Source organism: Moritella sp. Urea-trap-13 (assembly GCF_002836355.1).
GTDB lineage: Bacteria > Pseudomonadota > Gammaproteobacteria > Enterobacterales > Moritellaceae > Moritella.
The window spans coordinates 97,126-113,079 of sequence record NZ_PJCA01000040.1 but is presented as its reverse complement, the minus strand read 5'-3'; the positions used below and the strand labels follow the sequence as shown (position 1 = coordinate 113,079).

General features: G+C 41.3%; 11 protein-coding genes. 2 read left to right on the top strand and 9 right to left on the bottom strand.

What is annotated here, in order from left to right:
* Window positions 1-12: 12 nt before the first annotated feature.
* The 7 genes from yajC to guaB all read right to left on the bottom strand — a co-directional run bounded on the left by yajC (window position 13) and on the right by guaB (window position 11,028).
* Complete coding sequence (yajC, locus tag CXF93_RS21010) at window positions 13-351, bottom strand: preprotein translocase subunit YajC (RefSeq protein WP_101064455.1); 339 nt, start codon at window positions 349-351, stop codon at window positions 13-15.
* A 118-nt stretch (window positions 352-469) separates the two neighbouring features.
* Window positions 470-1,609 (bottom strand): tRNA guanosine(34) transglycosylase Tgt, encoded by a 1,140-nt coding sequence (gene tgt / locus CXF93_RS21005; RefSeq protein ID WP_101064454.1) that lies wholly within the window; start codon window positions 1,607-1,609, stop codon window positions 470-472.
* A 132-nt stretch (window positions 1,610-1,741) separates the two neighbouring features.
* On the bottom strand, window positions 1,742-2,791 hold the full coding sequence (gene queA, locus CXF93_RS21000) for a tRNA preQ1(34) S-adenosylmethionine ribosyltransferase-isomerase QueA (RefSeq protein WP_101064453.1): 1,050 nt from the start codon (window positions 2,789-2,791) through the stop codon (window positions 1,742-1,744).
* 222 nt (window positions 2,792-3,013) lie between these two features.
* The gene (gene tssJ, locus CXF93_RS20995; protein ID WP_232784283.1) at window positions 3,014-3,499 is read right to left on the bottom strand and encodes a type VI secretion system lipoprotein TssJ; all 486 of its coding nucleotides are present in this window, start codon (window positions 3,497-3,499) and stop codon (window positions 3,014-3,016) included.
* Between the two features lie 352 nt (window positions 3,500-3,851).
* On the bottom strand, window positions 3,852-7,445 hold the full coding sequence (gene pulA / locus CXF93_RS20990; RefSeq protein ID WP_232784282.1) for a pullulanase-type alpha-1,6-glucosidase: 3,594 nt from the start codon (window positions 7,443-7,445) through the stop codon (window positions 3,852-3,854).
* 425 nt (window positions 7,446-7,870) lie between these two features.
* Entirely contained in the window at window positions 7,871-9,451 is a 1,581-nt protein-coding gene (guaA, locus tag CXF93_RS20985; RefSeq protein WP_101064450.1) for a glutamine-hydrolyzing GMP synthase, read from the bottom strand.
* Between the two features lie 113 nt (window positions 9,452-9,564).
* The gene (gene guaB, locus CXF93_RS20980) at window positions 9,565-11,028 is read right to left on the bottom strand and encodes an IMP dehydrogenase (RefSeq protein WP_101064449.1); all 1,464 of its coding nucleotides are present in this window, start codon (window positions 11,026-11,028) and stop codon (window positions 9,565-9,567) included.
* 233 nt (window positions 11,029-11,261) lie between these two features.
* Here guaB and xseA point away from each other — a divergent pair, with 233 nt between their 5' ends.
* Both xseA and CXF93_RS20970 read left to right on the top strand, forming a co-directional pair.
* The gene (gene xseA, locus CXF93_RS20975) at window positions 11,262-12,587 is read left to right on the top strand and encodes an exodeoxyribonuclease VII large subunit (RefSeq protein WP_101064448.1); all 1,326 of its coding nucleotides are present in this window, start codon (window positions 11,262-11,264) and stop codon (window positions 12,585-12,587) included.
* Window positions 12,588-12,733: 146 nt separating this feature from the next.
* On the top strand, window positions 12,734-14,716 hold the full coding sequence (locus CXF93_RS20970) for a methyl-accepting chemotaxis protein (RefSeq protein ID WP_101064447.1): 1,983 nt from the start codon (window positions 12,734-12,736) through the stop codon (window positions 14,714-14,716).
* Window positions 14,717-14,824: 108 nt separating this feature from the next.
* Here the strand turns inward: CXF93_RS20970 and CXF93_RS20965 are convergent, their stop codons facing one another.
* Entirely contained in the window at window positions 14,825-15,070 is a 246-nt protein-coding gene (locus CXF93_RS20965) for a Rho-binding antiterminator (RefSeq protein WP_101064446.1), read from the bottom strand.
* Window positions 15,071-15,096: 26 nt separating this feature from the next.
* On the bottom strand, window positions 15,097-15,879 hold the full coding sequence (locus CXF93_RS20960; RefSeq protein ID WP_101064445.1) for a helix-turn-helix transcriptional regulator: 783 nt from the start codon (window positions 15,877-15,879) through the stop codon (window positions 15,097-15,099).
* Window positions 15,880-15,954 lie beyond the last annotated feature (75 nt).

Below are 15,954 nucleotides of genomic sequence, written 5' to 3'. Positions count from 1 at the left end.
ATACGGAAAAGATTAAAGCGACTGCATGCTACCTTTTGGTAATACAGCGGCAATGTAATCACGTTTAATCGTGATATTTGTTGCATCAGCAATCGAGATCACAATGTAATCATTACCTTCAGAAATCTTTGTTATTCTACCTACGATGCCACCAACAGTAAGTACTTCTTCACCTTTTGACAACGATGACATTAGGCTCTTCTGTTCTTTTTGACGTTTCGCTTGTGGGCGATAGATCATGAAGTAAAAGATCACACCAAAAATACCTAACATGATCAACATTTCGTAACCACCACCAGCTGGAGTTGGAATACCTTCAGCAGCAACTGCATTTGCAATGAAAAAACTCATTTTTATTTCCCTTTATAAATTTTAATATTGATATGATAAACCAATCACATTACATTACTACTAATGAGAAAGGTTTACCAAACTTAGATCGACTATCAGGTTAGTGTTTGCTTAATAATTAAGCGTCAGACTTCGCTAAAGGCGGCACTTCACGGCCTTGTTTAGTATAGAAGTCGGTAACAAACTGCTCAAACGTATCAGAATCAATTGCGTCACGGATACCTTGCATCAGATTCTGGTAATAACGTAAGTTATGCATAGTGTTTAAACGTGCGCCTAAGATCTCGTTACATTTGTCTAAATGGTTCAGGTAAGAACGTGTGTAGTTCTTACATGTGTAGCAATCACATTCAGGGTCAAGCGTACTGGTATCTGTTTTATGCTTAGCATTACGGATCTTAATAACGCCTTCACTTGTGAATAAGTGACCATTACGGGCATTACGCGTTGGCATAACACAGTCAAACATATCCACACCACGACGAACACCTTCAACCAAATCTTCAGGTTTACCAACGCCCATAAGGTAACGTGGTTTGTCTTCTGGAATTTGTGGGCAAGTGTGCTCAAGAATACGGTGCATGTCTTCTTTCGGCTCACCTACAGCTAGGCCACCAACAGCATAACCGTCAAAGCCGATGTCTAATAAGCCTTTTACAGAAATATCACGTAAATGCTCGTAAACACCACCTTGAATAATACCAAACAAGTTATTTTTATTTTCTAACTTATCAAAGTGATCACGTGAACGTTGTGCCCAACGTAATGACATGCTCATTGATTTTTCAGCTTCTGACTCAGTCGCTGGGTATGGCGTACATTCGTCAAAAATCATCACCACGTCAGAACCCAAGTCATCTTGGATTTCCATCGATGTTTCTGGGTCTAAGAAGATCTTGCTGCCATTAATCGGATGACGGAAATGCACACCCGCTTCAGTAATTTTACGCATTTTACCGAGGCTGAATACTTGGAAACCGCCTGAGTCAGTCAGGATAGGACCCTGCCAGTTCATGAAGTTATGTAAACCACCGTGCAGTTTCATCACTTCTTGACCAGGACGTAGCCATAAATGGAAAGTATTACCTAACAGAATATCTGCGCCAGTATCGTCAACTTCTTCTGGTGTCATACCTTTAACTGTACCGTAAGTACCTACTGGCATGAATGCAGGCGTTTCAACAACACCACGTTCAAAGATCAAACGACCACGACGTGCATTACCAATCGTTTTATCTAATTCGTATTTTAACTTCATATAAACCTCAAGTCAGAGAAACAGTCTGACATTACTTCTTTCAAAAAATTCAAACAACATACGTTATCGTCGTTGTTTATCGTTAATAAACTAGCAGTAAGCTAATAAGCACTAGCCCACTACTAATTAAATTTATACTGCAGTCTGCTTGGTCACAAACATCGCATCGCCATAACTGAAGAAACGGTATTTCTCAGTAATAGCATGTTGATAAGCTGGCATCACATGGTCATAACCAGCGAATGCAGATAACAACATAATAAGGGTTGATTCAGGTAAATGGAAATTCGTTACCATGGCATCAACAAGTTGGAACTTATAACCAGGATAAATAAAGATTTCCGTGTCTTCAAAAAATGGCGCTAGCGGTAGGCCTTTTGCCATGGTTGCTTGCGCGGCACTTTCTAACGAACGTACTGACGTAGTACCCACTGCAATCACGCGACCGCCATTGGCTTTAGTCGCAGCAATTTTAGCCACAACGTCTTCAGACACTTCAGCATATTCAGAATGCATATGGTGATCGAGAATATTATCAACACGTACTGGTTGGAACGTACCCGCACCCACGTGCAGCGTTACAAACGCGGTGTTTACGCCTTTTTCAGCTAATTGCGCTAACAATGCTTCATCAAAGTGTAAACCTGCTGTAGGCGCCGCTACTGCACCCGGTTTTTCGTTGTAAACAGTTTGGTAACGTTCTTTATCTGAATCTTCATCTGGACGGTCAATATAAGGCGGCAGTGGCATATGACCAATGTCTTCTAATACTTCCAGTACATGACGCTCGTCTAAGAACTTAAGTTCGAATAACGCATCATGACGCGCAACCATTTCAGCATTTACCGTGCCTTCTAAGATAAGTTGCGCACCGACTTTCGGTGATTTTGATGAACGTACGTGTGCTAATACTGAATGATCGCCAATAACACGTTCAACAAGTACTTCGATTTTACCGCCTGAAGCTTTTTGACCATACATACGCGCAGGGATAACACGGGTATTGTTAAATACCATCAGATCGCCAGCTTCAACTAAATCAAGAATGTCTGCGAACTGCTTATCAACAAGCTCACCGCTGTTACCGTTTAATTGGAGTAGACGGCTTGAACGGCGATCCGCTTTCGGATAACGCGCAATTAACTCGTCAGGAAGACTAAAATTGAAATCTGAAACCTGCATGAAGGTACCTTAAAATCGAACTTAAAATTGAAATAGTCCGCTAGTCTAGTTATCAACAGAGATAATATCAAGGGAAGAAGAGATTTGTTCCGATTATGACGGATTAAATAACCACTTAATAACCTCAACCCGAGATCGGCGCTAAGGTTATCAGCGAAAAGCGGATTCTGACTTAAGATGACGTACCCTTTTGATTATCTGCTTGCTTTGTAGGTAGGTAAATTAGTTATCCGCATAATAAATTTTATTATTCATCAAGTGAATATCAAACTCAGTATCAAACGACAAGACCCCGCCATCGAGCTTATGTAACCAACGCCAACTGTCTTGTTCTGCGTTTCTAAACATAACAAACATGGCAATGTACTCAGCATCATCAACTTGCACAAATTCATAATCTAATTTGGCATTTGGTTTTACGCTGAACGCTTGTTTATCAACAAGGTCTGCGCCAAGGACCAATTCGTCGGCTTGCCATAACTGATCAAAACTGGCATTGCGAAAAGCACTGACCGCCGATAATTGATAGATCCGAACCATTACCGGTAAAGATTCGTTATACTTATTGCTATTAAGATCTGCAGAAGCGGATAAGTTTAATCGAACATCAGTGCTACTACAGGCACTCAACAGTAATAAAGCAGCACTAGTTACAAGCAGCTTAAGCCATTTTTCAAGAGTGAAAAAAGAGGGGTTGATTGTTATCATACGCTTCAACATCCATTGTTATGAGCTAATAGTTTAGAGGAGTGGTATCCATACCAATCCTTGTTATAGCAAAATACCTCCTAATATAAAACTACCTAAATGGGGAATACTCTGCAGATCACGACAGATCATACTAAGAACAACACAAACACTAGCGGATTACTGGCAAGTAAATGTCATAATTGAATTTATTCGAGGGTAGAATCATAAAATCAAGTCCTTAAGTCTAAACTCAATTTTATAAAAAAAGCAGCGCTTAGCGCTGCCTTAAATGACGGTGAATGGTAACAAGCACCACCCCATAATGATTGATGGTACGCCTCATCAACAATCAGACGCACCGCCTTTCTGGTTAAGGATGTACTTTTTCAAATACAGCCACAGACCACGCTGGGGTATTAATTTTATTGTTGGTTATACTCGATATATCAACACCATTTTGGGCAATAGATTGACTACCTTTGGTTGTTTGAATCGAATGTAAGGTATAACCTTCGGCATCAAAATTTTGAAAACCTTCGATTGCTGCTGGAGTCGCGTTAATCACAACCACTAAACCATCACGATCCTTATCAATAGTAGCGTTGTAGTTAGCCCCACTATTATCAATACTCATGACAATGACACCAACCGTTTGTGCACTGCCAGTATTATGAAATTTAACACGTTTAATAATCTCGTCACCATGGCCTAAAGTCAATAGACCAGAAGAAGCGCGTAATGAAGCAAACTCTTCATAAAATGACTTCATATCGTTGATATTATCAAGCGTTGGTATGGTATTTTCAGCTGAAGTATCAATAACGTCTTGAATGACTTTCCAATTACTACCATCTTTGTCTTCACGTGGTAAACCGACATCCCAATTATTATCTTGCGCGGTAAAATCAACACGGTTATACCAATCGCCTGAATCATAAGAATCACGCTGCATTGATTTAGATCTCAATAACTCACTGCCCATGTGGGTAAACGGCACACCTTGACCTAACATTGCCGTAGCCAGTGATACCGCTTGCATACGAACACGTGTTTCAGTTTTTACCTCATAGCCAATCTTGTATTGGTTATTATCCCATAATGTTTGATTATCGTGTTTTGATACGTAATTTTGCACTTCCCATGCATCTTTGGCATAGCCCGCAGCTTGACCATTGTAATCTAAGCCTGACCCTATGATGCTGCTATCTTTACTATCAACAAATGGGTAATCAGCTAAATTCCCAGCCATGCCTAAGCGTGTTAAATCAGCTAAATGTAATGCTATTTCTTTAGTGACTTTATTTTGCTCATTGGCTAATACATATGCACCGTTACCAAAACCTTGGCCTTCTCGTAACCCTATTTCGGAATCAAATGGACCACCACCACGGACAGAATCTCGGAGGCGGTCAGAGAATGTACCAACACCCGTACCATACATATTGGCTTGCGTTGCTTGAGTAAATTGACGGTCATTCTCTACCTCACCAAAGTTCCAACCTTCGCCATAAAAGTAGGTATCAGGATCAACGGCTGTTACTGCAGCGAGTGAATCTAAGATCTGCGCTTTCGGATGATGCCCCATCAAATCCCAGCGGAACGCATCAACTTTGTAATCTTCAGCCCAAACTACCAGCGAGTCTGAAATCAATTTACCCATCATCGCATTTTCCGGCGCGGTGTTTGAACAACATGTTGAGTTTTCGACATCACCAGAGAGTTCATTTAAACGCTGGTAGTACCAAGGTACAATACGGTCTAACACTGACTTGTCACTGACACCCGCTTCATTGGTGTGGTTATACACAATGTCCATCACCACATTCATACCGATATCATTTTTAACCGCCATGACCATTTCACGAAACTCTTTAATTCGCGTCATACCATCAGGGTTACTGGAGTATGATCCTTCTGGCACAGTGTAATGAAATGGGTCGTAACCCCAATTGAAACCATCCACATCTCGAACATAAGTATTCAAACGTTGAACAACTGCATTAGTCGGTGAATCACTTGGTAATAACTGCTCAAACACAGATTCAATTGTTTCACTACTGCTGCAATAGTCCGCAAACGCAGCATCATCTTTGATCTCAGGTTTTAGCGTACATAATTTAGAGAAAGGTTCATCAATATTCGCCACCTGCGAGCTATCTTCATTGATGGTGGCTATATCAAATACTGGTAATAAATGTAGATGGGAAACACCCGAATCAGCTAATGATTTTAAATGCTTAACCGGAGCAGAATCACGTTGACCAAAAGCTGAATACTTGCCTCGACTTGCTTGCGGGGTGGATGTATCTAATGCAGAAAAATCACGAACATGTGCTTCATATAAAATAAACTCAGCAGGATTGTTTTGCGCATGCGGCGCTTTTAACTCATCCCAACCAGCAGGGGTAACGGCTGCATTTTTTAAATCAATAACTTGACTCAGTTCAGAGTTAGTTGAAAGGCTTAATGAGTAAGGGTCAGTTACTTGATAGGTTTCTATTTTGTCTGTCGCGGGATGATAAACGGTCACTTCATACTTGTAAAAATCACCGTGTGCGAGTGCTGTATTTTCTGCAACCCAACTACCGGAATCTTGGTCAAAGGTCATCGGTATTTTTGTACCTTCGACCTTACTTTCACTATAAGGAACTAAACTAACTGATTGCGATGTTGGTGCCCATAAGCGGAAAGTAGTACCACTAGAGTTGATTATCGCACCAAATTTTTCGGTTAGCGCTTGAGAGGCATAAAGTGCATCTAACGCACTCGCAGTTTGCACTTCGGTGACTTTAATCACCCCTGAAGCATCGGAAGCGACTAAAATCAATTGGCCTTTCAACGCTTCTTTTAAACTGATACTCGCCTTTGTAAAATCGAGGTCAAAGGCGATAAAATCCTGCGCTAAATGCGGTTTATTTTCCGAACCTTGCCACTCTTCAGATGCACTTCTTGCGTCGCTGCTAATCACGCTATCTGCCGCAGTGATTTTTTTGGTCGCACTATCAAACGTCATACCCGCATTTTTAGCGTAATATAATTCAACCTTAGTGGCTGATTTGCTGTTGATTAATAGCACTTTATCACTAGAAAAAATAGCACTTGCACCCGACTGCTCAATGATATTCGCTGGTTTATTTGCTAATGCATCATAATAGACTTTATCGGAGCCCTTAAAAATGAAACCTATATTACCTATTGCCGTAGAGCTATCAAATTCAAATTTAAGGTTAGCGCTTTGAAAGTCGCCATTACTCTTGGTATTAGCGATGATATTAAGGCAGTTATCTGTACCGTTAACAGGAATATCCCAGTAAACACCATAAGTATCGCTGACTCCGGTAGATTCAAGGCCTGGCCAAGCAGAATCACTACCGTCTAAATTGCTGCACTCTCCTTCATTCCATACATGCAGCCTAAAATCATTACTGTCGCCATCAAGCGTGTTCATGTATATCCGAGCATGATTTGCAGGTACATCACCAGTTGTGATCAGTTCTGGGTAAACAGCGCCCACTCCCTCTTGAGTAAAGATTTCATCTTTGTCATTGGTCTGGGTTAGCTGTAATTTGGGATTGAACTCCCCTAACGGTTTACTATTATCATCCCCTATCCGCGGAATAAAATTAACACATTGCGATGCTTCTTGTTGATCCGCATCTAATGACCAATAAATACCAAATTCAGGATCTTTACCATCCGGTTTAAGCCCTTTATTCCAATCCCCAGCATCCGGATTACTGCCAGCATAAGCTCCACAAGTACTATCATTCCATACGTATAAACTGGCATTCGCATAGTTATCTGTGGCTGACTTAAAATAGACTTTGTACTCGGAGTCTTTAACAGGTGCAGTATAGTTATCATCCGAAGATGAATTACAGCCAAAAAGTAAAGAAGAAGCCATAACCGCAATAATCGACTTGGTTAAATAAGAACGTTTGAACAGGGTATTAATATTAGTCATTGTTACATCCATTTATTATAAATAATAGTTAATGCTGGAGGACTGTAGAATAAGAAAATATCTATATAAATCAATCATCCTTGCATAATAAAATTGAAGGCGTAGATCGATGGATTAGAAAAACAGAGATGGTGGTTTTGTTGATAAAAATCACAATTGGTAAGCGTGGATTAATGACTTTAGATGATAAGTATCACAGTCAGGGAGATGTTTACATTAAATTCAGGAGATAAGCCTATATAATCAAGGGAATAGAAAATATAGAATATGTGAACTCACGAACCTTAGCCGGTATTCAGCTAGACGTAATGCTACGCCAGAAATAAAAAAGCCGCTCACCTTAAGTGAACGGCTTTAACAGCAAGCGCTGTTTTTCAATATTTATCTACTGCTTAGCTAGCGTTAAACTCTCGCTTAATTAGCGATTATTCCCACTCAATTGTTGCAGGTGGCTTACCAGATACATCGTAAACAACACGAGAAATACCATCAATTTCGTTGATAATACGGTTTGATACATGACCGATTAAATCATACGGAAGATGTGACCAACGCGCAGTCATAAAGTCAATTGTTTCAACACAACGTAGTGATACAACCCAATCATACTTACGGCAATCGCCCATTACGCCAACAGAACGTACTGGTAAGAATACAACAAATGCTTGGCTTACTTTATGGTAAAGTTCCGCTTTGTGTAATTCTTCAATGAAGATAGCGTCTGCACGACGTAATAGGTCGCAATATTCTTTCTTCACTTCGCCAAGTACACGCACACCTAGACCAGGTCCAGGGAATGGGTGACGGTAAAGCATGTCGTATGGTAGACCTAATTCAAGACCAATCTTACGCACTTCATCTTTAAATAATTCACGTAATGGTTCAACAAGACCCATTTCCATATCGTCAGGTAAACCACCTACGTTATGGTGTGATTTAATCACGTGTGCTTTACCATTCTTAGTCGCAGCAGATTCGATAACGTCAGGGTAGATAGTACCTTGCGCTAACCAGCGAGCATTGGTTAATTTCTTAGATTCTTCATCAAAGATTTCAACAAATACACGACCAATGATTTTACGTTTAGCTTCAGGATCACTTTCGCCAGCCATTTGCTCTAGGAAACGGTTTTCAGCTTTAACATGAACAATTTTCAGACCAAAACGATCACCAAACATGTCCATTACTTGCTGGCCTTCGTTTAAACGAAGTAGACCGTTATCAACGAATACACATGTTAGCTTATCGCCAATTGCGCGTTGTAATAACATAGCAACAACAGATGAATCAACACCACCAGATAAACCTAGGATAACTTCATCATCGCCGATTTGCGCTTTCATACGTGCAATCGCATCATCAATGATTGACGTTGAAGTCCAAAGTCCATCACAGCCACAAATGTCTTTTGCAAAGTGAGCAAGCATACGCTCACCTTGACGAGTATGTGTTACTTCTGGGTGGAACTGAACGCCATAAAAACGTTTTTCTTCGTTTGCCATCGCAGCAAACTGACAAGTCGCTGTATTAGCAACTGTTACAAAGCCTTCTGGAATAGCAGAAACTTTATCACCGTGGCTCATCCATACGTCTAATAGTGCTTTACCTGATTCAGATACTGCATCTTCGATAGAGTTGAATAGCGCAGAAGGCGCTTGCATTTCGATTTGTGCATAACCAAATTCGCCTTCGCCAGTACCTTTGATGACTTTGCCACCAAGTTGCTCAGACATTGTTTGCATACCGTAACAGATACCCAATACAGGTACGCCTGCATTGAATACATATTCAGGTGCACGAGGTGAACCCGCTTCAGTTACGCTTTCTGGGCCACCAGCAAGGATAATACCGTTTGGATTGAATTCACGGATTGCCGCTTCATCTACATCCCATGTCCATAATTCACAGTAAACACCGATTTCACGGATACGACGAGCGATTAACTGCGTATATTGAGAACCAAAGTCCAAGATTAGGATTTTTTGCTCATGAATATTTGTGGTCATTAAAGATATTCCTGTAAATATATTTAGTTGTTATGTTTATAATAATAGCAAGAGGAGACATTTGTCTCCCCTTGAATTATCAGTTTCGAACTATCTATTTTGCTAAAACTAACTTAGTTTGAACGGTAGTTTGGCGCTTCTTTAGTCATGATAACATCATGAACATGGCTTTCTGTGATACCAGAACCCGTGATACGAACGAATTCAGCTTTCGTGTTCATGTCATGGATAGTTGCACAACCAGTTAGACCCATTGAAGAACGAATGCCACCCATTTGTTGATGGATGATTTCTTTCAATTTGCCTTTATAAGGAACACGGCCTTCAATACCTTCTGGTACTAATTTGTCAGCAGCGTTTTCTGATTGGAAGTAACGGTCAGATGAACCCTTAGACATAGCGCCTAATGAACCCATACCACGGTATGACTTGTATGCACGACCTTGGTAAAGTTCAACTTCACCTGGTGCTTCTTCAGTACCAGCGAACATAGAACCAACCATTACACATGATGCACCAGCAGCAAGTGCTTTCGCGATATCACCAGAGAAACGGATACCACCATCAGCGATAACTGGAATACCAGTACCTTCTAATGCCGTTACAGCGTCATTGATTGCTGTAATTTGTGGCACTCCAACACCAGTAACGATACGTGTAGTACAGATTGAACCAGGGCCGATACCAACTTTAACACAGCTAACGCCGGCTTCTACTAATGCCAGAGCACCAGCGCCAGTTGCTACGTTACCACCAACGATTTCTAAATCAGGGTATGCAGCGCGTGTTTCTTTAATACGGTTTAGAACACCTTGAGAATGGCCGTGAGATGAATCAATTAATAATACATCAACACCAGCTTCTACTAATGCGTCGATACGTTCAGCAGTTGAACCACCAGCGCCTACAGCAGCACCTACACGTAAACGACCTAATTCGTCTTTACATGCATTGGGTTTTTTCTCTGCTTGTTTAAAATCTTTAACCGTGATCATACCCGTAAGTTTAAAGTCTACGTTTACCGCAAGTACTTTTTCAATACGGTGTTTGTGCATCAGACCAAGTACTTCTTCACGAGAAGACTTTTGACCTACAGTCACTAAACGATCTTTCGGTGTCATCACTGATTCAACTAGGGCAGTTAAATCATCTACAAAACGTACATCACGACCAGTAATGATACCCACTAGGTCATTGGCTTCGGTTACTACAGGAAAGCCAGCAAAACCGTATTGCTTAGCTAGTTCAGCTACATCAGCAATAGTCATATCAGGTTTTACAGTAACGGGCTCAGCAACAATACCACTTACATATTTTTTAACTAAACGTACTTCAGCAGCTTGACGCTCGATTGACATGTTCTTGTGAATAAAACCAATACCACCTTCTTCAGCTAGCGCAATCGCTAAACGACCTTCAGTTACTGTGTCCATCGCAGCAGCAAGCATAGGTATGTTTAACGAGATTTTTTTCGTTAGTTGAGTTTTTAGGTTAGCATCGTTCGGTAGAACAGTTGAATGAGCAGGTACAAGCAGTACGTCATCAAAGGTAAGGGCTTCTTTGGCAATTCTTAGCATGGGCAATATCTCACCTTGTAAAGGTATAAAATGGACGACATAATTGGTACAAATATTGCGGACGAAGTATATGGATGGTTTGAGCTAAAAGCAAATTATATTTCAACCTTTTCTCATTTTGATTGATCTTTATGCCCATTAAAAAGCAAATCTGCTACAATATGCCGATATTATTTTATACAGATAACTGATAAAAGTTCATCTAACTGAACAACTAACGCTGAGAGAGCCCTATTTTGAACAATCCAAATATTTATACCGTAACTCACTTAAACGCCAGCGTTAGGCAATTGATCGAATCAGAGATGGGCACCTTGTGGTTAACCGGTGAAATCTCCAATTTCGTTGCGCCCGCTTCAGGGCATTGGTATCTATCCCTTAAAGATAGTCGCTCACAAGTGCGCTGCGCGATGTTCAAAGGCAACAACCGTCGGGTGACATTTCGCCCAGCCAACGGTCAACAAGTATTAGCCAAAGTACGTGTCACTATGTACGAACCCCGCGGTGAATATCAATTAGTCATTGAATCTTTAAGCCCCGCAGGCGATGGTTTATTACAACAACAGTACGAGCAACTAAAAGCCTCGTTAGATGCCCAAGGTTATTTTTCCCAAGCGCATAAAAAGCCACTGCCGCTACATGCGAAAAAAATTGGCATCATTACTTCAGCAACTGGTGCTGCGGTACACGATATCCTTACCGTGCTTGAACGTCGTAGCCCTAATTTACCGGTGATCATCTATCCGACATTAGTGCAAGGTGCACAAGCAGCACCAGCGATTGTCAATGCTATTAATATTGCCAATCAGCGTAACGAGGTCGACCTGTTAATTGTCGGTCGTGGTGGTGGTTCGTTAGAAGACTTATGGTGCTTTAATGAAGCCAGTGTGGCACAGGCTATTTTTAACAGCCAATTACCGATTATCAGCGCCGTTGGCCACGAGATCGACGTCACTATCGCCGATTTCGTCGCCGATATGCGTGCACCGACGCCTTCTGCAGCTGCTGAATTGGTCAGCCAAGACCAAGCCCATTTACAGCAGCAGGTAACGAACCTTAGCAACCGTTTAAACAAGGCCATACAAAACCAGCTAGCAAGAAAACAACATCAACAGCGCTACTTACAGCAATCTTTGATGAGCCAGCATCCACAGCATAAGTTGCAGCAACAAAGTCAAAAACTTGATGAGCTGAATTTACGCTTGAACCAAGCGGTAAATCGCCATATCGCTAAGCAGAAGTTACATTTAACTCAACTAACGGGTCGCTTACAGTCATGCTCTCCGGTGCATAAACTGACTGCGATGCAGCAACAGCAAGCCAACTTGCAGACGCGCTTACACAGTGCCATGCAGCGCCGTTTTCAGCAAGAACAGAACCAACTACAAAACTTGGTGCAGCAGCTGCAAACAGTCAGCCCATTGGCAACCCTGACACGTGGTTATTCAATTACCAAAAATGACAAACAACAAGTCATTACCTCGGTGGCGAAACTGAAATCAGGCGACAAACTATTCACTCGTTTTACCGATGGTGAAGTACGCTCTACTGTCGATTAATGTAATTTAAAGTCTTACCCTTAATGACAATATATCAGCGAGTGTAAGACTTTAAATTATAAATAATCAATAAAAAACCTCGTGATTCCCGTCCTATGGTCGATAACCTGATTAGCTTCAATCATGGAATAACAAGGCAGTCATACATGACCTCGATTAAAAACATTTACTCTTCTTACTTTATTGCGTTTATGCTCGCAATTATGGTGTTAACAACTATTGGTATTAAAACCTTTGTCTCACCACAACTACTCGAATCTTCGGAAGACATTATCCGCAAGTCATTACAAACAGTCTCTGAAAACGTATTTACTAAACTGAGTAAAGTAGAAGCACAGCAGAAAAATATTACCCAAGTTATTCCTGAGTTATCGAGTGAACAAATAGATCAACTCCTGCCAGCCTTGGTTGATCAATATGGTGATAGTAATGTATTCGGTGGCGGTATTTGGCCATTACCAGAGCAACGTCAAGATGATGTACGTAAATTCAGTTCTTTTGTCCACCGCGATAGTAACAACCAACTTATCAGTAATGATTATTGGAATACTGCGGCAGCGCCAAATTATTTTGAGCAGTCTTGGCATAAGGCCGGACAAAATGCACCGAAAGGCAGCTGTGCTTGGGCACCAGCCTATAAAGATTCTGCAAGTCCCGAAGCGCGTACTAACTGTAGTATGGGTATCTATAAAGACGGTCGTTTATATGGTGCAGCAACCATTGACGTCACACTTGGTTTCTTTAACCAACTTGCGAAAGATCTAGAACAAGAGTTTGGCGGTTATATTCTGGTGGTCGAACAAGATGGCAAGATCCTGAATAATACCTCGGCAACGTCAGGTGAGTTATTATTAAAGACAACCGCTTCACTTGCTTCACGCTCCGCGTTTATTAATGCCGTAAACAACAATTTAAACAATCAAAATAACAGTAACTATATTAGTTATGCTGCAGATAATGGTGAAGAGTACGCATTGTATTTCCAACCATTAACAGATACGCCATGGTCAATCGCGTTAGCCGTGCCAGTGAGTTCTTTGCATGAGAATGAATCGGTTATTTTATCAATCATAGCGGCAATCCAACTGCCACTTATGTTGGCGATCATTTGTTTTTGCTACATTACATTTAAACGTTTATCGCAACGCCTTATCGTATTACGTGAAAACATCGACTTGCTTTCACAAGGTAATGCCGATCTAACTACACGTGTAGAGATCAAGGCAAACGATGAAGTCGGTGATATTGGTCATTCAGTGAATAACTTTATCAATTATTTACATACCTTAATGTTATCGGTGAATGATTCATCTATAAAAATATCGGGATCACTAGCCCAAGTAGAAGAACAAACTCACATCACCAATAACATTGTCATTAGCCACGCGCAAGAAACAGAACAAGCGGTGACTGCGATGGAGGAAATGAGTACCACAGCCACTATTGTGGCAACCAATGCAGCTGATGCGGCCGCTTCTACCCAGCAAATGCACGACGCAGTTTCACAATCAAAACTAACGGTGATACGTGCATCAAATAATGTTCAAACACTATTGGATGATGTGGAAGACACTGTAGTCAATATTGAGAGCATGGCGCAGCATACCCAACAGATAAGTAAGGTATTAACCGTGATTGGTGATATTGCTGAGCAAACTAACTTACTGGCGCTAAATGCCGCCATTGAAGCAGCGCGAGCTGGCGAGCAAGGTCGCGGGTTTGCCGTAGTCGCAGATGAAGTAAGAGCATTAGCAGCGCGTACACAAAATAGTACCTCAGAAATTAATACCATGTTATCCAAGCTTAATTCCGGTGTTAATGCCGTGGTGACAGCAATGGATAAAACCAAAGAGCGCTGTGTAACGACTGCAACCGATACTCAAGAAGTCAATCAAGATTTAGACAGTATGGAAGTTGCGATTGCCACTATTAGTGAACTGACGATCCAGATCGCTTCAGCGGCAGAAGAACAGAGTACAGTAAGTAATGAAGTCACGCGTAACATGAGTGAAATACAGCACATCGTTAGCGAACTCTCAAGTAATGCTGAACATACAGCAACAACTACGAAAGAGCTTGGGGTAATGAATACCGAGTTAAAAGATGTGGTAGGGAAATTTAATTTATAACGGCATTCTTCACAAAATTAATAGTCACAACAGTAATAGTCACTAACATGATCTGAACATCAGCCTTGTTTGTTATCGCAGACAAGGCTTTTTTGTTGCAAAGCTAGTTTAATCAAACGTGACACTCTTAAAGTGTGGATTATCGACCTGCACTTCGAGTGTTAATATCGTATCAAGAACAACAAGACTTGTCTCACCATCAATCGTCATCTTAATACACTCTTCCCTCGACTCATTACGTTTAGTATCGACGCCGACACCCACGATTTCACAACCCGATTTAAGGATTAATTTAATGGGGTATTGATACATACATACTATTTCAATGTAATCATATTGCTCGCATTTCATCATAACTCCTCGTCATTGCGGTCCCGACATTAGCCCTGCTCATGATAGCGTAGATATTTTGCCGGTGTTGAGCCAGTATGTTGGCGAAAAAAACTAATAAATGCACTGTCACTGGTAAAGTCTAAGTCAAATGCAACAGTCGAAATACGCTGTCCTTCAGCTAAGCGTTCGATGGCATTAAGCAACCGCCATTGCTGCCGCCACGCTTGATAAGGCATGCCAGTTTCCCGAGAAAATATGCGACTTATGGTTTTACCACTAGCACCAATCTCCGTTTGTAATTGGTTTAGTGGTTGCGGAGGCAAGTCATTTGCCATTAGCGCCGTTAACCATGTTTGTAATCGTGGATCTTGTGGTAACGGTAGGTGTAACTGCTGCACAGGGGCCACAGCCAGTTCGTCACAAAATAACGCTAGAGTATTGGCTTGTTCTAATTCCGGTTTATCCCAATCCCAAAATGCCATACGTTCAATCAATGCTTGTAATAATACGTTCACTTCGACAATGCACATCGTCGTCGGTAATAACATCGCCAGCTCGGTGCTGAAATATAACGAACGATACGACACCACATTACGCATACGCGCGCAGTGCATCATCCCCGCCGGGATCCAAGCAGCACGTGTCGGTGGTAATACCGATTGCATGCCATCGAGGGTAATACTGATACAACCTACGGGTGCATATAATAACTGACCTTTATTATGCTTGTGCATCCCCGAGTCATGCTGACCGATATCCGTGGCGATACCTATGACCTGATTGGTTAACGTATCCGCATTAAATTGCTGACCTTCTGCAATACTTGCCATGCCTGTCCTATTTTTGATATTAACTGTTCTAATGTTTGTAATACGAATATCCCATCATAACTATAATGCCAACAT